General features: G+C 71.6%; 25 protein-coding genes and 1 pseudogene. 19 read left to right on the forward strand and 7 right to left on the reverse strand.

Annotated elements, in window-relative coordinates:
• From ABZZ38_RS21450 to ABZZ38_RS21460, 3 genes and pseudogenes are all read left to right on the forward strand, one after another.
• Positions 1 to 105 (forward strand): annotated as a pseudogene (locus tag ABZZ38_RS21450) (3-isopropylmalate dehydratase small subunit); the annotation flags it as partial.
• A 387-nt stretch (positions 106 to 492) separates the two neighbouring features.
• On the forward strand, positions 493 to 720 hold the full coding sequence (locus ABZZ38_RS21455; protein ID WP_356742239.1) for a hypothetical protein: 228 nt from the start codon (positions 493 to 495) through the stop codon (positions 718 to 720).
• Positions 721 to 862: 142 nt separating this feature from the next.
• A complete protein-coding gene (locus ABZZ38_RS21460) occupies positions 863 to 1543 on the forward strand; it encodes an HU family DNA-binding protein (protein WP_356742241.1) in 681 nt (226 codons plus the stop codon).
• Positions 1544 to 1628: 85 nt separating this feature from the next.
• Here the strand turns inward: ABZZ38_RS21460 and ABZZ38_RS21465 are convergent, their stop codons facing one another.
• Entirely contained in the window at positions 1629 to 1832 is a 204-nt protein-coding gene (locus ABZZ38_RS21465) for a hypothetical protein (protein WP_356742243.1), read from the reverse strand.
• Between the two features lie 49 nt (positions 1833 to 1881).
• Positions 1882 to 2598: a 2-phospho-L-lactate guanylyltransferase gene (gene cofC, locus ABZZ38_RS21470; RefSeq protein ID WP_356742246.1), complete on the reverse strand. Its 717-nt coding sequence runs from the start codon at positions 2596 to 2598 to the stop codon at positions 1882 to 1884.
• 120 nt (positions 2599 to 2718) lie between these two features.
• Between cofC and ABZZ38_RS21475 the strand changes: the two genes are divergently transcribed.
• From ABZZ38_RS21475 to ABZZ38_RS21485, 3 genes are all read left to right on the forward strand, one after another.
• A complete protein-coding gene (locus tag ABZZ38_RS21475; RefSeq protein ID WP_356742248.1) occupies positions 2719 to 3471 on the forward strand; it encodes a lysophospholipid acyltransferase family protein in 753 nt (250 codons plus the stop codon).
• Entirely contained in the window at positions 3468 to 4496 is a 1029-nt protein-coding gene (locus ABZZ38_RS21480) for an NAD(P)H-dependent glycerol-3-phosphate dehydrogenase (RefSeq protein WP_356742252.1), read from the forward strand. Before ABZZ38_RS21475 ends, ABZZ38_RS21480 begins: the two co-directional genes overlap by 4 nt.
• Positions 4497 to 4557: 61 nt before the next feature.
• Complete coding sequence (locus ABZZ38_RS21485; protein ID WP_356742254.1) at positions 4558 to 5706, forward strand: D-alanine--D-alanine ligase family protein; 1149 nt, start codon at positions 4558 to 4560, stop codon at positions 5704 to 5706.
• A gap of 33 nt (positions 5707 to 5739) precedes the next feature.
• Here the strand turns inward: ABZZ38_RS21485 and ABZZ38_RS21490 are convergent, their stop codons facing one another.
• Both ABZZ38_RS21490 and ABZZ38_RS21495 read right to left on the reverse strand, forming a co-directional pair.
• Complete coding sequence (locus tag ABZZ38_RS21490) at positions 5740 to 6228, reverse strand: DUF3515 domain-containing protein (RefSeq protein ID WP_356742256.1); 489 nt, start codon at positions 6226 to 6228, stop codon at positions 5740 to 5742.
• A 23-nt stretch (positions 6229 to 6251) separates the two neighbouring features.
• Positions 6252 to 6485, reverse strand: a complete 234-nt coding sequence (locus ABZZ38_RS21495) for an Lrp/AsnC ligand binding domain-containing protein (protein WP_028802415.1) — start codon at positions 6483 to 6485, stop codon at positions 6252 to 6254.
• 217 nt (positions 6486 to 6702) lie between these two features.
• On the opposite strand from ABZZ38_RS21495, the gene ABZZ38_RS21500 reads away from it, so the two are divergent.
• Together ABZZ38_RS21500 and thiD are read left to right on the forward strand one after the other, a co-directional pair.
• Positions 6703 to 7665, forward strand: coding sequence for a thiamine-phosphate kinase (locus ABZZ38_RS21500; protein ID WP_356742259.1), 963 nt, complete (start codon positions 6703 to 6705; stop codon positions 7663 to 7665).
• Complete coding sequence (gene thiD, locus ABZZ38_RS21505; RefSeq protein ID WP_356742261.1) at positions 7662 to 8453, forward strand: bifunctional hydroxymethylpyrimidine kinase/phosphomethylpyrimidine kinase; 792 nt, start codon at positions 7662 to 7664, stop codon at positions 8451 to 8453. Before ABZZ38_RS21500 ends, thiD begins: the two co-directional genes overlap by 4 nt.
• A 111-nt stretch (positions 8454 to 8564) precedes the next feature.
• Here thiD and rpmB read toward each other — a convergent pair whose 3' ends face one another.
• Complete coding sequence (gene rpmB, locus ABZZ38_RS21510) at positions 8565 to 8750, reverse strand: 50S ribosomal protein L28 (protein WP_064070327.1); 186 nt, start codon at positions 8748 to 8750, stop codon at positions 8565 to 8567.
• Between the two features lie 245 nt (positions 8751 to 8995).
• Between rpmB and ABZZ38_RS21515 the strand changes: the two genes are divergently transcribed.
• The 9 genes from ABZZ38_RS21515 to mutM all read left to right on the forward strand — a co-directional run bounded on the left by ABZZ38_RS21515 (position 8996) and on the right by mutM (position 18010).
• Positions 8996 to 10573 carry a DAK2 domain-containing protein gene (locus tag ABZZ38_RS21515; RefSeq protein ID WP_356742264.1) on the forward strand — a complete coding sequence of 526 codons (1578 nt, stop codon included), beginning with the start codon at positions 8996 to 8998 and terminating at the stop codon, positions 10571 to 10573.
• Positions 10574 to 10647: 74 nt separating this feature from the next.
• On the forward strand, positions 10648 to 12855 hold the full coding sequence (gene recG / locus ABZZ38_RS21520; protein ID WP_356742267.1) for an ATP-dependent DNA helicase RecG: 2208 nt from the start codon (positions 10648 to 10650) through the stop codon (positions 12853 to 12855).
• A 64-nt stretch (positions 12856 to 12919) separates the two neighbouring features.
• Positions 12920 to 13504, forward strand: coding sequence for a 16S rRNA (guanine(966)-N(2))-methyltransferase RsmD (gene rsmD, locus ABZZ38_RS21525; RefSeq protein WP_356742269.1), 585 nt, complete (start codon positions 12920 to 12922; stop codon positions 13502 to 13504).
• A 26-nt stretch (positions 13505 to 13530) separates the two neighbouring features.
• Entirely contained in the window at positions 13531 to 14010 is a 480-nt protein-coding gene (coaD, locus tag ABZZ38_RS21530) for a pantetheine-phosphate adenylyltransferase (protein ID WP_356742418.1), read from the forward strand.
• A 99-nt stretch (positions 14011 to 14109) separates the two neighbouring features.
• Entirely contained in the window at positions 14110 to 15174 is a 1065-nt protein-coding gene (locus ABZZ38_RS21535; RefSeq protein WP_356742272.1) for an ATP synthase F0 subunit B, read from the forward strand.
• 139 nt (positions 15175 to 15313) lie between these two features.
• Positions 15314 to 15952: a DUF177 domain-containing protein gene (locus tag ABZZ38_RS21540; protein ID WP_356742420.1), complete on the forward strand. Its 639-nt coding sequence runs from the start codon at positions 15314 to 15316 to the stop codon at positions 15950 to 15952.
• Between the two features lie 2 nt (positions 15953 to 15954).
• Positions 15955 to 16128: a 50S ribosomal protein L32 gene (gene rpmF / locus ABZZ38_RS21545; RefSeq protein ID WP_030496967.1), complete on the forward strand. Its 174-nt coding sequence runs from the start codon at positions 15955 to 15957 to the stop codon at positions 16126 to 16128.
• An 8-nt stretch (positions 16129 to 16136) separates the two neighbouring features.
• On the forward strand, positions 16137 to 16997 hold the full coding sequence (gene rnc / locus ABZZ38_RS21550; RefSeq protein WP_356742277.1) for a ribonuclease III: 861 nt from the start codon (positions 16137 to 16139) through the stop codon (positions 16995 to 16997).
• A gap of 152 nt (positions 16998 to 17149) precedes the next feature.
• Complete coding sequence (mutM, locus tag ABZZ38_RS21555) at positions 17150 to 18010, forward strand: bifunctional DNA-formamidopyrimidine glycosylase/DNA-(apurinic or apyrimidinic site) lyase (RefSeq protein WP_356742279.1); 861 nt, start codon at positions 17150 to 17152, stop codon at positions 18008 to 18010.
• Here the strand turns inward: mutM and ABZZ38_RS21560 are convergent.
• Together ABZZ38_RS21560 and ABZZ38_RS21565 are read right to left on the reverse strand one after the other, a co-directional pair.
• Positions 17983 to 18366, reverse strand: a complete 384-nt coding sequence (locus ABZZ38_RS21560) for a helix-turn-helix domain-containing protein (RefSeq protein ID WP_356742281.1) — start codon at positions 18364 to 18366, stop codon at positions 17983 to 17985. The genes mutM and ABZZ38_RS21560 overlap by 28 nt on opposite strands.
• A 54-nt stretch (positions 18367 to 18420) precedes the next feature.
• Positions 18421 to 19323, reverse strand: a complete 903-nt coding sequence (locus tag ABZZ38_RS21565) for a CAP domain-containing protein (protein WP_356742283.1) — start codon at positions 19321 to 19323, stop codon at positions 18421 to 18423.
• 151 nt (positions 19324 to 19474) lie between these two features.
• Between ABZZ38_RS21565 and ABZZ38_RS21570 the strand changes: the two genes are divergently transcribed.
• Both ABZZ38_RS21570 and ABZZ38_RS21575 read left to right on the forward strand, forming a co-directional pair.
• Positions 19475 to 19756: an acylphosphatase gene (locus ABZZ38_RS21570; protein WP_356742285.1), complete on the forward strand. Its 282-nt coding sequence runs from the start codon at positions 19475 to 19477 to the stop codon at positions 19754 to 19756.
• A gap of 401 nt (positions 19757 to 20157) precedes the next feature.
• Complete coding sequence (locus tag ABZZ38_RS21575) at positions 20158 to 20370, forward strand: hypothetical protein (protein WP_356742287.1); 213 nt, start codon at positions 20158 to 20160, stop codon at positions 20368 to 20370.
• Positions 20371 to 20518 lie beyond the last annotated feature (148 nt).

Raw genomic sequence — 20518 nt, forward strand, 5'->3', positions numbered from 1 at the left:
CTCAACGGCCTCGACGACATCAGCATCACCCTCCAGAACGAAACCCACATCGCCGCGTACGAGGCCAAGCGACCCTCCCACAAGCCGCGCACCCTGCCGGTCTGACCCTTCCCGGTCCGACTCCGGGTCCGGCCCCTCCCGGGCCCGACTCCGCGCACAGCCTTTCCGGTGCCCCCGGCCGATCGACGGCCGGGGGCACCGTCGTATGCACGGGAAGGCAGTCGAATCAGGTTGGCGTGAAAGTGACCTTGCCGGGCAGCAGGATGACGTGCGAGGGGCCATCCGGCTGACGGAACCCACGGGTGGCCGGGGGCCGCGCCCAACACCCTCCGGGAGAGCCGATCCGGCCGCCAAAGCCCTTGCTGTCCAAGGGAGTTGATGGCTCCGGCCTGGGCTCCCCGGCGGCGTCCGGGGGAGCCCCGAATGGCCGTTGGCGCAGGCTAGTTACCCCCTACGGAGGCGACAACTCGGCCCAGATGGCACAATCGGTGCATGGAACGCGACAGCCAACTCCAGCTCTATGAGGCCGTCGCAGCCCGTCTGAAAGAAGCGCACGGCCGAGTGCGCGCACTGCAAGTCCCGGAGGGCGTAAGGATGGCGCTGTCCCGGAAGCTGTTGGTCATCACGGCCGCGGCGAAGCACGATCTCGCGGGTGCGGCACAGCGCCTGGACCGGTTGATGAAGGACCTCGATGAGGGCCGATTCCCTGAAGGCGACTAACACTCCGAACTCCGCAGCCGCCTACTTCGTTGCGGCACTAGGGTGATTAGCCCGTTTCGTGTTTGATTTGCGGTATATATCTGCCTAACGTGCGAAAACGCTTGAACACTTTCGTTCCGGCAATGTCTCCGAAGGGGAAGACGTGAACAAGGCGCAGCTCGTAGAAGCGATTGCCGACAAGATGGGTGGCCGCCAGCAGGCCGCCGATGCTGTCGACGCGGTACTGGACGCGATCGTCCGTGCCGTGGTCGCCGGGGACCGTGTCTCGGTCACCGGCTTCGGCTCGTTCGAGAAGGTCGACCGCCCGGCCCGTTACGCCCGCAACCCGCAGACGGGTGAGCGCGTACGGGTCAAGAAGACCTCCGTCCCCCGCTTCCGTGCCGGTCAGGGCTTCAAGGACCTGGTGAGCGGATCGAAGAAGCTGCCCAAGGGTGGCGAGGTGGCCGTCAAGAAGGCGCCCAAGGGCAGCCTTTCGGGCCCGCCGCCCACCATCGCCAAGGCCGCCGGCAAGAAGGCCGCCGCCAAGAAGACCACCGCGGCCGCGAAGAAGACGGCTGCCAAGAAGGCGACCCCGGCGAAGAAGACCACCACCGGCGCCGCCGCCAAGAAGACCACCGCCAAGAAGACCTCGACGGCGAAGAAGACCACGACGGCCGCCAAGAAGGCGACGCCGGCCAAGAAGACCGCCACCGGCGGCGCCGCGAAGAAGACCACGGCCAAGAAGACCGCGCCGGCGAAGAAGGCCACCGCGAAGAAGGCCCCCGCCAAGAAGACGACGGCCCGCAAGACCGCCGCCAAGAAGACCACCACCGCGCGCTCGTAAGCGGCGCGGGCCATGCAGGCCCCTCACACGCCGGGCCGGGCTCCCCGAGGGGGAGCCCGGCCCGCGGTGTGTCCGGCGTCGGGGGTCAGAAGGTCTGCAGCGTGATCAGCGTGATGCGCAGGGCGTCGCCCTCGCCCTCCGTCTCGATACGGACCCGCTGGCCGGGTCGCAGCAGCCGCAGGCCCCCCGCGTCGAAGGCCGGGGCGGAGAAGGGCACCGGGGTGCCGTCGTCCAGGAGGACGCTGCCGCTGCGGGAGTCGGGGTCGTACGTGTACGCGGTCGCCTGCATGCCCCGCACCCTATCCGGCCCCGGGCCTGTGGCGCCCGGTCCTGCTGCCCTATGCCCGCTCGGGCTCGGCCGCCGCCCACCGCCCGGCCGCCGCCCACCGCTCCGCCGCGGCCAGCTCGGCCGTGCGCGGCCCCACGCCCAGCTCCAGGGCCGCCCGCAGATCGTCGCCCGTGTCCACGTCCCGGCGCACGGAAGCGACGCCGTCCAGCGGAATTTCCACCGCGCCCGACGACAAATGGTGACGCCGGGACCCTTCACCGAATGCCGGACGTAATTCCACCCCGGGCGCCGCCGACAGCAATGTCGTACCGATTTCCGCGGCATCCGCCAGAAAAGCGCGGGGAAATTGTTCCGCCGCCGCCAGTACCCGGGAAAGCTCCGCGGGACGCAGTGCCGGCAGGTCCGCGTTGAGCGTCGCGACCGGTGCGCCGGGACGGTGCGCGCGTATCGCCCCGGCGCCGTACGACAGCGCCGCGTTGAGGCCCGCGGCCGGGGCGTCCGGCACGGTGCGGGCCCCCAGGGCGCGCAGCGCGGCCCCGGCGACCGGATCGTCCGTGACGACCACCACATCCCGTACCGCCGGGCAGGACAGCGCGGCGGCCACCGTGTCCTGCGCGAACGCCAGCGCCAGCCGGGACCTGGCCTGCGGCCCGGCGGCGCCCGCCAGCCTGCTCTTGGCCAGTGACAGGGGTTTGAGCGGCACGACCAGGGACCAGGAACCGGCGGTCGGGTCGGTGTTGGGGGCGAGCTCTCCGTCCTTGCGCATCGGGCCCATTGTCCACAGCCCTGACGGCCGGTGTCCGAGGTGGGGCGTACGGTGTTCTCGACAGACCAGGGGCCTGGGGCGACACTTGACCCCCGGCAAAGCTCAGAGGAAGGTGTCCGAGTGTCCCGCCGCAGAATCGGCTTCTGGTACCGCCTGGCGGCGGTCATCGCAAAACCACCGCTGCTGGTTCTGTTCAAGCGGGACTGGCGGGGAATGGAGCACATTCCGGCCGACGGCGGATTCATCACCGCGGTGAACCACAACTCCTATCTGGACCCGCTGTCGTACGCGCACTTCCAGTACAACACCGGACGGGTTCCCCGCTTCCTGGCGAAGGCCGCCCTCTTCAAGGGGTCCTTCGTCGGCACCATGCTCCGCGGCACCGGACAGATCCCCGTCTACCGCGAGACCACGAACGCCCTGGACGCCTTCCGCGCCGCCGTCGCCGCCATCGAGCGCGGCGAGTGCGTCGCCTTCTACCCCGAGGGCACCCTCACCCGTGACCCGGACATGTGGCCGATGGCCGGCAAGACCGGAGCCGCCCGCGTCGCGCTGCTCACCAAGGTCCCCGTCATCCCGGTCGCCCAGTGGGGCGCCAACTTGGCGATGCCGCCGTACGCCAAGGAGAAGAAGCTCCGGCTCTTCCCGCGCAGGACACTGATCGTGCAGGCCGGACCGCCCGTCGACCTCGACCGGTTCCACGACAAGGAACCCACCCCCGAGGTGCTGCGTGAGGCGACCGAGGTCATCATGGCCGCCATCACCTCCCTCCTGGAGGAGGTCCGGGGCGAGAAGGCCCCCGACCAGCCGTACGACCACCGCAGGGCCCGCCTGGAACAGCGGCTCAAGGCCGCAGGGGAGGAAGCGAAGTGACACGCCCCGACACGGCGGACCGCCCGGTCAAGGCGGCCGTCTTCGGAACCGGCTCCTGGGGCACGGCCTTCGGCATGGTGCTCGCCGACGCCGGCTGCGAGGTGACCCTCTGGGGCCGCCGCCAGGAGGTCGCGGACGCGATCAACGCCACCCGCACCAACCCGGACTACTTCCCCGGCGCCCGGCTCCCCGACAACGTCCGCGCCACCACCGACGCGGCCGAAGCGGCGCGGGACGCCGCCTTCACCGTGCTCGCCATCCCCTCCCAGACCCTCCGCGGCAACCTCGCCGACTGGGCGCCGAAGCTGGCTCCCGGCACGGTCCTCGTCTCCCTGATGAAGGGCATCGAACTGGGCACCGCCAAGCGGATGAGCGAGGTCATCGAGGAGGTCACCGGCGTCTCCGCGGACCGGATCGCCGTCGTCACCGGGCCCAACCTCGCCAAGGAGATCGTCGCCCGCATGCCGGCCGCCGCCGTCGTCGCCTGCCGCGACGAAGCGGTCGCCCAGCGGCTCCAGGCCGCCTGCCACACCCCGTACTTCCGCCCGTACACCAACACCGACATGGTCGGCTGCGAGCTCGGCGGCGCCGTGAAGAACGTCATCGGGCTGGCCGTCGGCATCGCGGACGGCATGGGCCTCGGTGACAACGCCAAGGGCTCCCTCATCACCCGCGGCCTCGCCGAGACCACCCGCCTGGGCCTGGCCATGGGCGCGGACCCGATGACCTTCTCCGGACTCGCCGGCCTCGGCGACCTCGTCGCCACCTGCTCCTCTCCGCTCTCCCGCAACCACACCTTCGGCTTCAACCTCGGCAAGGGCATGACCCTGCAGGAGACCATCGCGGTCACCAAGCAGACCGCCGAAGGCGTCAAGTCCTGTGAGTCCGTACTGGATCTCGCCCGCCGCCACGGCGTCGACATGCCCATCACGGAGACCGTCGTCGGCATCGTCCACGAGGGCAAGCCGCCCATGGTCGCGCTCAAGGAGCTGATGGCACGCGCCGCCAAACCCGAACGGCGCTGACAGGACAGGCCGTCAACCGGTCGCTGACGCAACCCGGCGGAACGGGTACGCTCATCGCGATATGAGCAGCGAGAACCTCCCCACCAGCCCCGGGCGCAAGCCGCGCGTGGCCGTCGTCTTCGGCGGCCGCAGCTCCGAGCACGCCATCTCCGTCGTCACGGCCGGTGCCGTCCTGCGCGCCATCGACCGGACGAAGTACGACGTGCTGCCCATCGGCATCACCGCGGACGGCCGCTGGGCGCTGACCGCCGACGAACCGGAGCGGATGGCCATCGCCGACCGCACGCTCCCCAGCGTCGAGGAGCTCGCCGAGTCCGACGAGGGCACCGTCGTCCTCTCCGTCGACCCGGCCAACCGCGAGGTCGTCTACAGCGAGCCCGGCGCCGTCCCCAAGGCCCTCGGCGACGTCGACGTCGTCTTCCCGGTGCTGCACGGCCCGTACGGCGAGGACGGCACCATCCAGGGCCTGCTCGAGCTCGCCGGGGTGCCCTACGTGGGCGCCGGCGTGCTCGCCTCGGCCGTCGGCCAGGACAAGGAGTACATGAAGCGGGTGTTCGTCTCCTTCGGGCTGCCCGTCGGCCCGTACGAGGTGATCCGCCCCCGCGAGTGGGAGCAGGATCCTCTCGCCGCCCGCCGGAAGATCGTCGACTTCGCGGGTGAGCACGGCTGGCCCCTCTTCGTGAAGCCCGCCCGGGCCGGTTCCTCGATCGGCATCACCAAGGTCGACGACGAGTCCGGACTGGACGCGGCGATCGAGGAGGCCCGCCGCCACGACCCCAAGATCCTCGTCGAGTCGCTGCTCACCGGGCGCGAGATCGAGTGCGGTGTGCTGGAGTTCGAGGACGGCCCGCGCGCCAGCGAGCCCGCCTGGATCCCGCCCGTCACCGACCACGAGTTCTACGACTTCGAGGCCAAGTACATCGACTCCGCCTCCGGTGTCGTCCCCGCCCCGATCACCCCGGAGCAGACCGCCGAGGTGCGGCGGCTGGCGATCGCCGCGTTCGAGGCCGCCTCCTGCGAGGGCCTGGTCCGGGCGGACTTCTTCCTCACCGACCAGGGCGAGTTCGTCATCAACGAGATCAACACCATGCCCGGCTTCACGCCGATCTCGATGTACCCGCGCATGTGGGAGGCCAGCGGCGTCGGCTACGCGGAGCTGATCGACCGGCTCGTCCAGGCCGCGCTGCGCCGCCCCACCGGCCTGCGCTGAAGCCCACGCACGGGCCCCGGCGGGGCCGGTCCCTCACAGACTGGAGGGAACCGCCTTCTCCACGGGGGCGGCCAGGTCCGTCAGCGGGCCGGCGTCATGCGCGTACCGCTTGTCGAGCGTCACCTCCACGTACGCCTTGCGATACGTGGAGGTGAAGCGCGGGCCGTCGTCCTCACGCTGTTCCAGCAGCCAGTTCACGCCGTTCACCTCGACGCCCTGAGCCTGGGGATCGCTCATCCTGCCGGGTCGCGGGACGCCGCAGCGCAGTACGATCGCACCGTCTCCCCATCCGGCGGTCAGCTCGGATTCCGGCTCCGGATCGCTCCGGTCGAGTCCGGCGACGGTCTCGGGCAGCTCCTTGTCCAGCGCGCGGCAGAAGGCTGCCTCCTCCGCCGACGGGCTGGGAACCGCGACCGGCGCCCCGGCGTCCGTGGAGGAGCAGCCCGCGACCGCCAGCAGGACGGTGGCGGCAGCGGTGGCGACGGCACGGGCGGGCAGGCACGGGAACCGGTGGGCAGACATCACCGGCCAAGCGTAGACGGGGGCTAGAGGTGGACGACCGGGCAGGTCAGGGTGCGGGTGATGCCGTCCACCTGCTGGACCTTCGCGACCACCATGCGGCCGAGCTCATCGACCGTGTCGGCCTGGGCGCGCACGATCACGTCGTACGGGCCCGTGACGTCCTCGGCCTGGATCACCCCCGGGATCTTGGAGATGGTCTCGGCGACGGTCGACGCCTTGCCCACCTCGGTCTGAATAAGGATGTACGCCTGTACCACGGAACCTCCAGGGCGGCCACGAGGATCTTGTGGAAAGAGAAAGGGACGCCACGGTACCGCGTCGCCGCGGGCGACGGGGAGACCCGCGCGACCTGCGGCGCGCGCGGTCGGCGTACAGGCACGGAAGAGTTGACGGTCCGCGTGACGGTACCGAGAGCAGTGACGGGTCGCGACCGGTCCCACGGTGCGTCCAGACGACATGGAGAGGTGAACCTCGGTGAAGGGCACTGTCGGAGAGCTCGGCGAGTTCGGGCTCATCAGGGAGCTCACCTCCCGGCTCACCTCCACCCCGGCGGTACGGATCGGGCCGGGCGACGACGCCGCGGTCGTGGCCGCGCCCGACCGGCGCGTGGTGGCCAGCACGGACATCCTGCTGGAGGGGCGGCACTTCCGCCGGGACTGGTCGACCGCCTACGACGTCGGCCGCAAGGCCGCCGCGCAGAACCTCGCGGACATCGCCGCCATGGGCGCCGTACCGACGGCGCTGCTGCTCGGCCTGGTCGTCCCCGCCGAACTCCCCGTCACCTGGCCGACCGAGCTGATGGACGGCCTGCGTGACGAGTGCCAGGTCGCGGGCGCGGCCGTGGTCGGCGGTGACGTCGTCCGCGGCGACACCATCACCGTCGCCATCACCGCCCTCGGGGACCTGCGCAACCACGAGCCGGTCACCCGGGCCGGCGCGCAGCCCGGCGACGTCGTCGCGTACACCGGCTGGCTGGGCTGGTCGGCGGCCGGGTTCGCGGTCCTCTCGCGCGGCTTCCGCTCGCCGCGCGCCTTCGTGGAGGCGCACCGGCGGCCCGAACCGCCGTACCACGCCGGCCCCGCGGCGGCCGGGCTCGGCGCGACCGCCATGTGCGACGTCAGCGACGGACTGATCGCCGACCTCGGGCACATCGCCGAGGCCAGCAAGGTGCGGATCGACCTCCGCTCCGGGCTGATCGACATCCCGACCCAGATGTACGACATCGGCCAGGCGGTCGGCGTCGACCCCATGCAGTGGGTCCTGACCGGGGGAGAGGACCACGCGATCGTCGCCACCTTCCCGCCGGACGTGAAGCTCCCGGCCCGCTGGAAGGTCATCGGCGAGGTCCTCAACCCGTCGGCGCTGCCCCAGGTGACCGTCGACGGCGCGCCCTGGCACACCCAGGGCGGCTGGGACCACTTCGGGGAGGACGAGTGAACGCCGCGATACCCCTCGTCCTGACCGTCGCCGGATCCGACTCCGGCGGCGGCGCCGGCATCCAGGCCGACCTGAAGACGATGCTGGCCCTCGGCGTGCACGGCATGAGCGTGATCACCGCCGTCACCGCGCAGAACTCCCTGGGCGTGCAAGGCGCCTGGGAACTGCCGGTGGAGGCGGTACGGGCGCAGTACCGCAGCGTCGTCGACGACATCGGCGTACAGGCCGTGAAGACCGGCATGCTCGCCTCCGCGCCCCTCGTCGAGACGGTGGCGGAGCTGCTGGCCGGGACGGACGCGCCCGTGGTCGTCGACCCGGTGGGGGTCTCCAAGCACGGGGACCCGCTGCTGGCCGCGTCGGCGCTCGATTCCGTACGGACGAAGCTGCTGCCCGTGGCGACGGTGGCGACGCCGAACCTGGATGAAGTGGCCCAGCTCACCGGCGTACGGGTGGCGGCCCGGAGCGATATGCGGCGGGCGGCGGACGCGGTGCTGGAGTACGGGCCGCGCTGGGCGTTGATCAAGGGCGGCCACCTCGCGGGCGACGCGGTCGACCTGCTGACGGACGGAACCGAGGAGCACTGGCTGCGCGCCCCCCGGCACGACAACCGGCACACGCACGGGACGGGCTGCACGCTCGCCTCGGCGGTGGCGGCCGGGCTCGGCAAGGGCCTGTCCGTGCCGCGGGCGGTACGGGATGCCAAGGCCTACGTCACCAGGGCGATCGCGGCCGGGTTCGCGCTGGGCGGCGGGATCGGCCCGGTGGACCACGGCTGGCGCTTCCGCTGAGGCCCGGGTCCGGCGTTCCACGGACCCGGGTACGGCAAAAAGCCGGTCCACCGAGGTGGACCGGCTTTCAAGGCAACCGCAGGGCTGCGCTACGACGAAACGTCGTCGGCGTTAGCGCGAGACCTTGCCGGCCTTGATGCACGAGGTGCAGGCGTTGAGCCGCTTCGGCGTCCCACTGACCACGGCACGCACGCGCTGGATGTTCGGGTTCCAGCGACGGGACGTACGGCGGTGCGAGTGCGAGATGTTGTTGCCGAAGCCCGGCCCCTTGCCGCAGACGTCGCAGTTGGCAGCCACGGGTCACTCCAAAGACTTCAGGTGCACGTACAGTGAATCCGGCGCGCCGGAATCAGATCTGGTGACTGAAGTGGCGGTACCGGGGGAATGTCCCGACTTTCGTCGGGCAACCGGAGCAGCATACAACGGCTGCTGCGGTACAACGAAACTACCACGGTCCGAACCGGCCCCCGCCCCCACGTGGGCCCCGGACGGCAGGCGGGGTCTACCCTGCGGTGCAGCCCGCGCTCAAGGAGGATCACCAGGTGCCGCAGATCGACTCCACCGTGGTCCGTGCCTGGTGTTCGCTGGCGCTGGAGGCGCTGGGGCGGGAGCGCGAGGAGATCGACGCGATCAACGTCTACCCGGTCGCGGACGGGGACACCGGCACCAATCTCTACCTGACCGTCGAGTCCGCCTCCCAGGCGGTGGAGGCCGTCTTCGCCGCCGGTACGGCTCCCGACTGCGGTGACACGGTGCGCGCCATGGCGCACGGCGCGCTGATCGGCGCCCGCGGCAACTCCGGCACGATCCTGGCGCAACTGCTGCGCGGCATGAGCGAGGTCCTGGCCGAGGGCCGTGACGGGGACCACCTGGCCCGTGCGCTGCGCCGGGCCGCCGCGTCGGCGCGGCAGGCCGTCGCCCACCCCGTGGAGGGCACCATCCTGAGCGTGGCCTCGGCCGCGGCGTCCGCCGTCCCGGGCGGCGCCGACGAGGTGACCGTGGCCAAGGCCGCGTACGACGGCGCCCGCGCGGCGCTGGAGCGCACCCCCGCGCAACTCGCCGTCCTGGAGCGGGCCGGGGTCGTGGACGCGGGCGGACGAGGGCTGGTCACGGTGCTGGGCGCGCTGGTCGAGGCGGTGTCGGGCGAGGCCCCCGCGCGGCTGCTGCGGGCGGCGCGCCCGGCGGCGCCCGACGGGGAGTCCTGCCGGGCGGGCGGACCGGCCTTCGAGGTCATCTACCTCCTGGAGGCCGACGACACGGCCGTGGCCCGGCTGCGCGGCCGGCTGGACGAGCTCGGCGACTCGCTGGTCGTCGTGGGCGGCGACGGGTTGTGGAACGTCCACGTCCACGTGGACGACGCGGGGGCGGCCGTGGAGGCGGGCATCGAGGCGGGCCGCCCGTACCGCGTCCGGATCACCCACTTCGCCGGTACCGACCCGGCGTCGGCCGCGGTGCCCGCGGGGCGCGCCGTGGTCGCCGTCCTGCCCGGCGAGGGGCTCGCCGCCCTCTGCGCGGAGGCCGGCGCCACCACGGTCCTCGCCCGGCCCGGCGAACCCCCCGCCAGCGGCGAACTCGTCGCGGCGATCCGCCGCGCCCACGCGCGCGAGGTGGTCCTCCTGCCGAACGACGCCGCCCTGCGGCACACCGCGGCCGCCGCCGCGGAACAGGCCCGCGCGGAGGGCATCCGGGTCGCCCTGGTCCCCACCCGCGCCGCGGTCCAGGGCATCGCCGCCCTCGCCGTCCACGAACCGGACCGCCGCTTCGACGAGGACGTGGTCGCGATGACCGCCGCGGCGGGCGCCACGCGCTACGGCGAACTGGCCGTCGCCGAACACCGGTCGTTCACCTCGGCGGGCGTCTGCCAGGCCGGGGACGTCCTCGGGCTCATCGACGGCGACGTGGCGGTGATCGGCCACGACGTGGCGACGACGGCGGAGACGGTCCTGGACCGCATGCTCTCGGCGGGCGGCGAACTGGTCACCCTGGTCCTCGCGGACGACGCCCCCGACACCCTGGCGGCGCGCCTGGAGGCCCACGTCCGCGTCTGCCACCTGGCCGTCGACACGGTCACCTACTCAGGGGGCCCCCAGGCCCCCCTGCTGCTCATCGGCGTCGAGTAACCGGCCCACAAGCCGCGCCGCCCACAAGCCGCGCCGTCCACAGGTGTGCCCGCGTGTCAGTGGCGTGGTGTGCAATGGAACGCGTGTCAGTCCTCGACGAACCACTGAAGAAGCAGCTCGGCGCCGCCACCGCCAAGGTGATGGCCGAGCACCTCGACCTGCACACCGTCGGCGACCTGCTCCACCACTACCCCCGGCGGTACGCGGAGCGCGGCGAGCTCACCACCCTCGCCGACCTGCCGCTCGACGAGCACGTCACGGTCGTGGCCCGCGTGGCGGACGCCCGCGTGCTGACGTTCAACGGCTCCAAGGGCCGCGGCCAGCGGCTCGAGGTGACCATCACCGACGGCAGCGGCCGACTGCAGCTGGTCTTCTTCGGCAAGGGCGTGCACAAGCCGCACAAGGACCTGCTGCCCGGCACCCGCGCGATGTTCGCCGGCAAGGTCTCCCTCTTCAACCGCAAGCTGCAACTCGCCCACCCCGCTTACGAGCTGCTGCGCGGCGAGGAGGGCGAGGACGGCCGGGACGCGGTGGGTTCCTGGGCCGGGGCGCTCATCCCCCTCTACCCGGCCACCACCAAGCTGGAGTCCTGGAAGATCGCCAAGGCCGTCGACGCGGTGCTGCCCAGCGCCCAGGACGCCGTCGACCCGCTGCCGCCCGCCCTGCGCGAGGGCCGCGGGCTGACCGACCTGCCCGACGCCCTGCGCAAGATCCACCGGCCGCGCACCAAGGCGGACATCGCGGAGGCCCGGGACCGCCTCAAGTGGGACGAGGCGTTCGTCCTCCAGGTCGCGCTCGCCCGCCGCCGGTACGCCGACACCCAACTGCCCGCCGTGGCCCGCAGACCCGTCCCCGGCGGCCTGCTCGACGCGTTCGACGCCAAGCTGCCGTTCACCCTCACCGAGGGCCAGGAGAAGGTCTCCCGGGAGATCTTCGACGACCTCGCCACCGAGCACCCGATGCACCGCCTCCTCCAGGGCGAAGTGGGCTCCGGGAAGACCATGGTCGCGCTGCGCGCGATGCTCGCCGTCGTCGACGCGGGCGGCCAGGCCGCCATGCTGGCCCCCACCGAGGTCCTCGCCCAGCAGCACCACCGCTCCATCACCGAGATGATGGGCGAGCTCGCGGAGGGAGGCATGCTGGGCGGCGCCGAGCACGCCACCAAGGTCGTGCTGCTCACCGGTTCCATGGGCGCCACCGCCCGCCGCCACGCGCTGCTCGACCTGGTCACCGGCGAGGCGGGCATCGTCATCGGCACGCACGCGCTGATCGAGGACAAGGTCCAGTTCCACGACCTCGGCCTGGTCGTCGTCGACGAGCAGCACCGCTTCGGCGTCGAGCAGCGCGACGCCCTCCGCGGCAAGGGGAAACAGCCGCCGCACCTGCTGGTCATGACCGCCACGCCCATCCCGCGCACGGTCGCCATGACCGTCTTCGGAGACCTGGAGACCTCCGTCCTCGACCAGCTCCCGGCCGGCCGCTCACCCATCGCCAGCCATGTCGTCCCGGCGGCCGACAAGCCGCACTTCCTGGCCCGCGCCTGGGAGCGGGTCCGCGAGGAGGTCGAGAACGGCCACCAGGCGTACGTGGTCTGCCCCCGCATCGGCGACTCCCTCGACGAGTCGGCCGACCCGAAGAAGAAGGCGTCCGGGGACGACCCCGACAAGCGCCCGCCGCTCGCCGTCCTCGACGTCGCCGACCGGCTCGCCAAGGGACCGCTCAGCGGCCTGCGCGTCGAGGTGCTGCACGGCAGGATGGCACCCGACGACAAGGACGCCGTCATGCGCCGCTTCGCCGCCGGCGAGGCCGACGTCCTCGTCGCCACCACGGTCATCGAGGTCGGCGTCAACGTCCCCAACGCCACCGCCATGGTCATCATGGACGCCGACCGGTTCGGCGTATCGCAGCTCCACCAGTTGCGCGGCCGCGTCGGCCGTGGCTCCGCCCCCGGCCTGTGCCTGCTCGTCACCGACATGCCCGAGGCCGCCCCCGCGCGGCAGCGGCTCGCCGCCGTCGCCTCCACCCTGGACGGCTTCGAGCTCTCCCGTATCGACCTCGAACAGCGCCGCGAGGGCGACGTCCTGGGCCAGGCCCAGTCCGGGGTGCGCTCCAGCCTGCGCATGCTCGCCGTCATCGACGACGAGGAGATCATCGCCGCCGCCCGCGAGGAGGCCGTCGCGGTCGTCGCCGCCGACCCCGGCCTGGAGCGCCTGCCCGAGCTGCGCACGGCCCTGGACGCGCTGCTCGACAAGGAGCGGGAGGAGTACCTGGAGAAGGGCTGACCGCCGCATTGCCGGTGAGCCCATATCGTGGAGTGACAAGCAACCACGGACGACGAGGACACAGATGACCCGCGTGATCGCCGGTGTGGCCGGCGGACGCCGTCTGGCAGTGCCGCCGGGCCAAGGCACCCGCCCCACCTCCGACCGGGCGCGCGAGGGCCTGTTCTCCACCTGGGAGGCGCTCCTCGGCACGCTCGACGGCATCCGCATCGCCGATCTGTACGCCGGGTCCGGCGCCGTGGGGCTGGAGGCGCTGTCCCGCGGCGCGTCCCACGCCCTGCTCGTGGAGGCCGACAGCCGCGCCGCCCGCACGGTCCGGGAGAACGTCCGCGGGCTGGGCCTGCCCGGCGCCGAGGTCCGTACCGGCAAAGCGGAGCAGATCGTGACAGGCCCGCCGCCCGCCGAGCCGTACGACGTGGTTTTCCTCGATCCTCCGTACGCCGTCCCCGACGGCGATCTTGGCGAGATACTCCTCACACTCCGCTCTCAGGGCTGGCTCGGCGACGATGCGCTCGTCACCGTGGAGCGCAGCACCAGAGGCGGGGAGTTCGCCTGGCCGAACGGTTTCGAGCCGTTGCGGTCCCGTCGCTACGGCGAGGGAACGTTTTGGTACGGTCGCGCCGCCTCTACGTGCGAAGACGCACGATGACCGGTTCGGAGAGCGAGGGACTTCAGTTGCGCCGCGCAGTCTGTCCGGGGTCGTTCGACCCCATCACCAACGGACACCTCGACATCATCGCCCGCGCCTCCAAGCTGTACGACGTCGTACACGTCGCGGTGATGATCAACCAGTCCAAGAAGGGGCTGTTCACGGTCGAGGAGCGGATGGACCTCATCCGCCAGGTGACGAGCGACTACGGCAACGTCCAGGTCGAGTCGCACCACGGCCTGCTCGTCGACTTCTGCAAGGAACGCGACATCCCGGCCATCGTCAAGGGCCTGCGCGCGGTCAGCGACTTCGACTACGAGCTCCAGATGGCCCAGATGAACAACGGTCTCTCCGGCGTCGAGACGCTCTTCGTCCCGACCAACCCGACCTACAGCTTCCTCTCCTCCTCCCTGGTCAAGGAGGTCGCCGCCTGGGGCGGTGACGTCTCGCACCTCCTCCCGCCGGTGGTCCACGAGGCCCTCGTCCGGCGCCTGCGCGAGAAGTAGGCCGCTGACGGTCCGTCACCCGGTGTTCGGACGGCGCCGACTGGCCGTACAGTCGATCCGTCCGTCTCCAACCCGGCTGTAGAGAGTGGCGAGCACACGGTGGACGTGCAGAAGAAGCTCGACGACATCGTCGCGACGGTCAGGAACGCCCGTTCCATGCCCATGTCGGCCTCCTGCGTGGTCAACCGCGCCGAGCTGCTCGCGATGCTCGAAGAGGTACGCCAGGCCCTGCCCGGCTCCCTCGCGCAGGCCCAGGAGCTGATCGGCGGCCGTGAGCAGCTGGTCGAGCAGGCCCGCGCCGAGGCCGAGCGCATCATCGAGGCCGCCCACGCCGAACGCGGCTCGCTGATCTCCGACACCCAGGTCGCCCGCCAGTCGCAGGAAGAGGCCGACCGCATCCTGGCCGACGCCCGCCGGGAGGCGGAGGAGATCCGCGCGGAGGCCGACGACTACGTCGACTCCAAGCTGGCCAACTTCGAGGTCGTCCTCACCAAGACCATCGGCGCCGTCGACCGGGGCCGCGAGAAGCTCCTCGGCCGCGGCCCCGGCCTGGACGACCAGGGGTACGCCGACGAGGACGCCCCCGAGTACAGCGCGGACCCGCAGACCCTGATCAAGCGGGCCGACGAGTACGTCGACGCCAAGATCGGCGCCTTCGAGGCCGTCCTCTCCAAGACCCTGGAAGCCGTCGGACGCGGCCGCCAGAAGCTGCACGGCCGGACCGCCGGTGACGACCTCGGCGCCCACATGGCGGCCCAGGACGCGGCCGGCGTCCCGCAGCACCACACCAGCGACGCCGACTACCTCGCCGGCCTCGCGGAGCTGGCCGACCCCGAGCCCGCCCGCCGGGCCCCCCGGCAGCCCGCCCACGCGCCGGCCGCGCACATCCCGGCGCAGCACCCCGACCCGTACGCGGGCCATGCCGGCGACTACGGCGCACAGCCCCACGGCGTGCCCCAGGAGACGTACGCCTACCAGCAGGACCCCTACACCGCGTACGGACAGCACACCGGCTACGACCAGGGCGGCTACGCCCAGCAGCCGGACCCGTACGCGTACGGACAGCAGCCCCAGCCCCAGGCCGCCGCGCTCGACGAGACCAGCTTCTTCGACACGAGCATGATCGACATCAACGAGCTGCGCCGCTACGAACAGGGGCGCTGACCGGCCCGGATTGGGCTGTGAGCGAAGCGTCCAGTATCCTGGCTCTTCGGTCGCGAGTACGTCCGCGATCCCGCGTGCCCGCATCGGCCTCCGTCCGATACCGGGCCCGCCTCCACACGATCCGAAAGCAGGAAGTCCCCTGAGTACGCGCCTCGACCACCGCAACCCCCTCGTGTTCGACACGCACGAGCTGGGCCGGCGTCCGGGTGCCCTCCAGCGGCTGTCCCGCACGGTCGAGGCCCCCGCGGACCTCGGCATCGACGGGGTCATCGGTGTGCCGCAGGGCTCGCCCGTGGAGCTGGACATCCGCCTCGAGTCGGTCATGGAAGGGGTGCTTGTCACAGGCACCGCCCGTGCGTCGGCCGAGGGGGAGTGCGTAAGGTGTCTGGAGCCGCTGCGCCAAGAGGTTGCGGCGGACTTCCAGGAGATGTTCTCGTACCCCGACACCGATGACCGGGGCCACCGCAAGGGGGCCACGGGCGACGATGCCGAGGACGACGAGGACATGACCCCCCTCGAGGACGGCATGTTCGACCTCGAGCCCGTGCTGCGCGATGCGGTGGTGCTCGCACTGCCGATGCAGCCGGTGTGCCGGGAGGACTGCGCCGGACTGTGCCCCGAGTGCGGGGCCGGTCTGAACGACAACCCGGACCACCACCATGACGCCGTCGACATCCGTTGGGCGGCACTGCAGGGACTCGCCGATTCACTCGGAACCGGCGAGAAGGACAACATGAGCGGCGCCGAAGCGGGCGTCGACGAGAAGCAGGAGAAGTAGCCGTGGCTGTTCCGAAGCGGAAGATGTCGCGCAGCAACACGCGCCACCGCCGGTCGCAGTGGAAGGCTGCGGTCCCCACCCTGGTTTCGTGTGAGCGTTGCCAGGAGCCGAAGCAGCAGCACATCGCGTGCCCGAGCTGCGGCACGTACAACAAGCGCCAGGTCCTCTCGGTCTGAGCGGGCTGGTGAGAGGCACCGTGTCTAGCCACAAAACGGCGGATGACGCCAAGAAGCAGGCGGAGAACACGGCCTCGTCCCACACGCTTCTGGAAGGGCGGCTCGGGTACCAGCTCGAGTCCGCCCTTCTGGTGCGTGCGCTGACCCACCGTTCGTACGCGTACGAGAACGGCGGTCTGCCCACCAACGAGCGGCTGGAGTTCCTCGGGGACTCCGTGCTCGGCCTGGTGGTCACGGACACGCTGTACCGCACCCACCCCGACCTGCCCGAGGGCCAGCTGGCCAAGTTGCGGGCCGCGGTGGTCAACTCGCGTGCGCTGGCGGAGGTCGGTCGCAGCCTCGACCTGGGCTCCTTCATCCGGCTCGGCCGGGGCGAAGAGGGCACCGGGGGCCGGGACAAGGCATCCATCCTCGCCGACACCCTGGAAGCGGTGATCGGCGCGGTCTATCTCGACCAGGGCCTCGACGCGGCGTCCGAGCTGGTGCACCGGCTCTTCGACCCGCTGATCGAGAAGTCCTCGAACCTCGGCGCCGGCCTGGACTGGAAGACCAGCCTCCAGGAACTCACCGCGGCCGAGGGCCTCGGGGTCCCGGAGTACCTGGTCACCGAGACCGGACCGGACCACGAGAAGACCTTCACTGCTGCTGCCCGCGTCGGTGGTGTCTCGTACGGCACCGGCACCGGCCGCAGCAAGAAGGAAGCGGAGCAGCAGGCAGCGGAGTCCGCCTGGCGGGCCATCCGGGCCGCCGCGGACGAACGGGAGCAGGTGGCGGCGAAGGCCGCGGCCGAATCCGGCTCCGAAGAGGCCGCCGACACCTCTTCGACCCTGGAGGAATCCCCGGCCACCGCGGACTCGGCCACGGCCTGAGCCAGCCGCTTCCGGCCCCGTCGCACCCCGGTGCGGCGGGGCTTCACCATGTGCCCCGCCGCTGGGTCGGCGCATGATCCAGGGCCGCCCCGGCGGCCCGGGCCCCGCGCGGTACGCTGCGGACATCCCCGACGCCGAGAAGGAGCCCAGCCGTGCCCGAACTGCCCGAGGTCGAAGTCGTACGGCGCGGCCTGGAGCGTTGGGTCAGCGGCCGGACCATCGCCGACGTGCGGGTGCTGCACCCCCGGTCCGTACGGCGCCATCCGGCGGGCGGGGAGGACTTCGAGGCGCGCCTGAAAGGACACCGTTTCGGTGTCGCGCGGCGGCGCGGCAAGTACCTGTGGCTGCCGTTGGAGGACACCGACACCTCCGTGCTCGGGCACCTGGGCATGAGCGGGCAACTGCTCGTCCAGCCCGAGACCGCGCCCGACGAGAAGCACCTGCGGATCCGTATCCGCTTCGACGACGGGCTCGGCACCGAACTGCGCTTCGTCGACCAGCGCACCTTCGGCGGGCTCTCCCTGCACGAGAACACCCCCGACGGGCTGCCGCGGGCCATCGCGCACATCGCCCGCGACCCCCTCGATCCCGACTTCGACGACGCCACCTTCCACACCGCGCTGCGCCTGCGCCGGACCACGGTCAAGCGGGCCCTGCTCGACCAGTCCCTGATCAGCGGAGTCGGCAACATCTACGCGGACGAGGCGCTGTGGCGCTCCCGCCTCCACTACGACCGCCCCACCGCGACCCTCACCCGCCCCCGCTCGGCCGAACTCCTCGGCCATGTCCGGGACGTGATGACAGCCGCCCTCGCGGTCGGCGGCACCAGCTTCGACAGCCTGTACGTCAACGTGAACGGCGAGTCCGGGTACTTCGACCGGTCCCTGGACGCGTACGGCCGCGAGGGCGAGCCGTGCCGGCGCTGCGGCACCCCGATGCGACGGCGCCCCTGGATGAACCGCTCCAGCTACTACTGCCCGCGCTGTCAGCGCCCGCCGCGCACGCCGTCGTAGCGCTCCCGCGCGGCGAGCACCTCCGGCATCCGGCCCTCGACCAGCTCGATCAGCCCGAGGAGCCGCTCGGTGACGGCCCGCCCGAGCGGCGTCAGCTCGTAATCGACGCGCGGCGGACTGGTGTGCCGCGCCTCGCGGTGGACCAGGCCGTCCCGCTCCAGGGCGTGCAGCGTCTGGGACAGCATCTTCTCGCTCACCCCGTCCACCCGCCGCCGCAGCTCGCTGAAGCGGACGGGGCCCTCGTACAGCGCGCCCAGGGTGAGGCCTCCCCAGCGCCCCGTCACATGCTCCAGCGTCCCGCGCGAGGGGCACGCCCGGGAGAACACGTCGAACGCCGGGCCGCTGTCGTCATCCATGCCGCCAGCGTAATCCCGGGCCCGGTGGCTCGGTGGGCTCAGTGGCTCAGTGGCTCAGAAGCCGAAGTCCTGGGTCCACCACGGGCCGCCCTCGCCGAACTGCACGCCGACCCCGAGGGTCTTGTAGTCGCAGTTCAGGATGTTCGCGCGGTGGCCGTCGCTGTTCATCCAGGACTCCATCACGGCCTCGGCGTCCGACTGGCCGCGCGCTATGTTCTCGGCGGCCAGCCCCGTGACGCCCGCCTGCGCGGCGCGGTTCCAGGGGCTGTCCCCGTCGGGGTCGGTGTGCGAGAAGAAGCCCCGCGCGGCCATATCGGCGCTGAACGCGCCGGCCAGTGACGCCAGGTCCGCGTCGGGCCGCACCGGGCTGCAGCCGACCTTGGCGCGCTCCGCGTTGACCAGAGTCAGTACGGCGGCCTCGGCGGCCCGCTCCTTGCTCGCCAGCCGGTCGGTGTTCGGCTGCTCGACGGTCCGCTCGGGCGTGGCCGAGGCCGTACGGGAGGGGGTCGCGCTCCTGGCCGGCGCGCTCTCGGTCTTCGGGCTGTTGGTCTTCGGGCTCGTGGTCTTCGGGCTCTTGGTCTTCGGGCTCTTGGTTTTCGGCGCTGCCGGGGCCTTCGACGGCTCGGGGGCCCCGGTCCGCTTCGGCGGCGCGGAGGACGACGGCCTGGTGGGCGTCGGCGACGGCTTCTTCGCCGGGGCCTGCGTCCGCTCGGCGCTCCGGCTGGGGGAGACGGACGCGCGGCCGGTCGGCGTGGCGCTCGCCTCGCCCTGGGTCTGCAGCTCGGGAGCCCCGGTGCGTATCTGCCCGCCGGAGGGGCCGCCGCCCACCTTGTAGGTGTCGCCGCCGGGCAGCATGCCGGAAGCGACGGCGACGGCGCCCACCGCCATCGCGGCGGAGGCGCCGAGCAGGCCGGTTCGTACGGGGACCACGGCCCGCTTCTTCCGGTGGCGTCCCATCTGCTCTGCCCTCCTGCTGACTGTCCCGCGGGCGTCTTTTCCGCCCTGTCCCCACTCACCCGAACGGGTGAGGTGTATTTCGTCGGGACTGTACGCCATGACGCGTGAGGGGGAAGTGCCGGAAGTGCAATTCGCCGGTTAGCGTGCAGCCATGAATGATCACGCACGGCTCACCGCCTGGGTACGCGGCCGAGTACAAGGAGTGGGCTTCCGCTGGTTCACCAGGTCGAATGCCCTGGAGATCGGCGGCCTCACCGGTTTCGCCTCCAATCTGGAGGACGGCAGGGTGCAGGTGGTGGCCGAAGGACCGAGTGAGAATTGCCACCGTCTGCTGGAATGGCTGCGCTCCGGCGACACACCCGGGCGCGTCGACGGAGTCACTGAGATCTGGGACACGCCGCGTGGCGGTTACGACGGCTTCGAGGTCCGCTGACGATCTTTTGTGTGGGGGTCGGGCGGACGCGCGCGCCGACCCTCCGGACGCTCTCCGGAAGCGGTCGTGAACGCTCCGTATCGGGGAAACGGCCTGGTGGTTGCCAAGAAAGGCCAGTCGTGCCAGGCTGCGCGGGTAAGGATGATCCACACGCCCCTGGTGGGCACCGCGCGTGAGGCGCGCCGCCACATCGCGGCCGCGAGCCCCCCGGTCGCCCCGTGCTGCCGGGCGTGATCGTGTTGACCGTCAAACTTTTTGGTGAGACTCTGGAAGCCCCGCGCACCTTAGCTGTTTGGCAGTGGGACCGCAGCGGCACCGCATTCTGCTGCCGAGCATCGCGGGTGCGAACCTCACGACCCACACCGCATCGGTCGGTCACTCATTGTGGAGGACCATCCATCATGGCAAAGGCGCTTCTCGGTTATGTCGGCGGTTCCGACCCGCGACTTCTCGCCGAGATGCGACGGCTTCAGCAGCGCGTACAGGACCTCGAGTCCGAGCTGGTACGGATTCAGTCCGAGAACGACGCGCTCAACGCTGCCGCCGCACGAGGCGAGTCGCTGCTGGACGGCATCGACATCGACGTACCCAAGGCGGAGCCTGCGCTCACCTGACCCACAGCCATCGGGCAGGTGAGAAACACACTCCCGAGATATGCAAGGGACGCTTCGGCGTCCCTTCTTTCTTTTCTCCCCCTGCCTCCCCCGTGTTCACTGCTGTCCCCCTTCTGCTTACCGTCTGATGTGCCCTCCGCGTTCAGGG

Origin of the sequence: Streptomyces sp. NPDC006368 (assembly GCF_040612535.1) — a bacterium.
In the GTDB taxonomy this organism is placed as follows: domain Bacteria; phylum Actinomycetota; class Actinomycetes; order Streptomycetales; family Streptomycetaceae; genus Streptomyces.

Bases quoted from the DNA above. Each gene is read 5' to 3' on its own strand.
- cofC (WP_356742246.1), bottom strand. From the start codon at position 2,598: ATGCGCAAGGACGGAGAGCTCGCCCCCAACACCGACCCGACCGCCGGT.
- ABZZ38_RS21575 (WP_356742287.1), top strand. From the start codon at position 20,158: ATGGCAAAGGCGCTTCTCGGTTATGTCGGCGGTTCCGACCCGCGACTT.
- ABZZ38_RS21465 (WP_356742243.1), bottom strand. From the start codon at position 1,832: ATGCAGGCGACCGCGTACACGTACGACCCCGACTCCCGCAGCGGCAGC.
- rsmD (WP_356742269.1), top strand. From the start codon at position 12,920: ATGACCCGCGTGATCGCCGGTGTGGCCGGCGGACGCCGTCTGGCAGTG.
- ABZZ38_RS21570 (WP_356742285.1), top strand. From the start codon at position 19,475: ATGAATGATCACGCACGGCTCACCGCCTGGGTACGCGGCCGAGTACAA.
- ABZZ38_RS21560 (WP_356742281.1), bottom strand. From the start codon at position 18,366: ATGGATGACGACAGCGGCCCGGCGTTCGACGTGTTCTCCCGGGCGTGC.
- ABZZ38_RS21485 (WP_356742254.1), top strand. From the start codon at position 4,558: ATGAGCAGCGAGAACCTCCCCACCAGCCCCGGGCGCAAGCCGCGCGTG.
- recG (WP_356742267.1), top strand. From the start codon at position 10,648: ATGGAACGCGTGTCAGTCCTCGACGAACCACTGAAGAAGCAGCTCGGC.
- ABZZ38_RS21455 (WP_356742239.1), top strand. From the start codon at position 493: ATGGAACGCGACAGCCAACTCCAGCTCTATGAGGCCGTCGCAGCCCGT.
- ABZZ38_RS21490 (WP_356742256.1), bottom strand. From the start codon at position 6,228: ATGTCTGCCCACCGGTTCCCGTGCCTGCCCGCCCGTGCCGTCGCCACC.
- ABZZ38_RS21565 (WP_356742283.1), bottom strand. From the start codon at position 19,323: ATGGGACGCCACCGGAAGAAGCGGGCCGTGGTCCCCGTACGAACCGGC.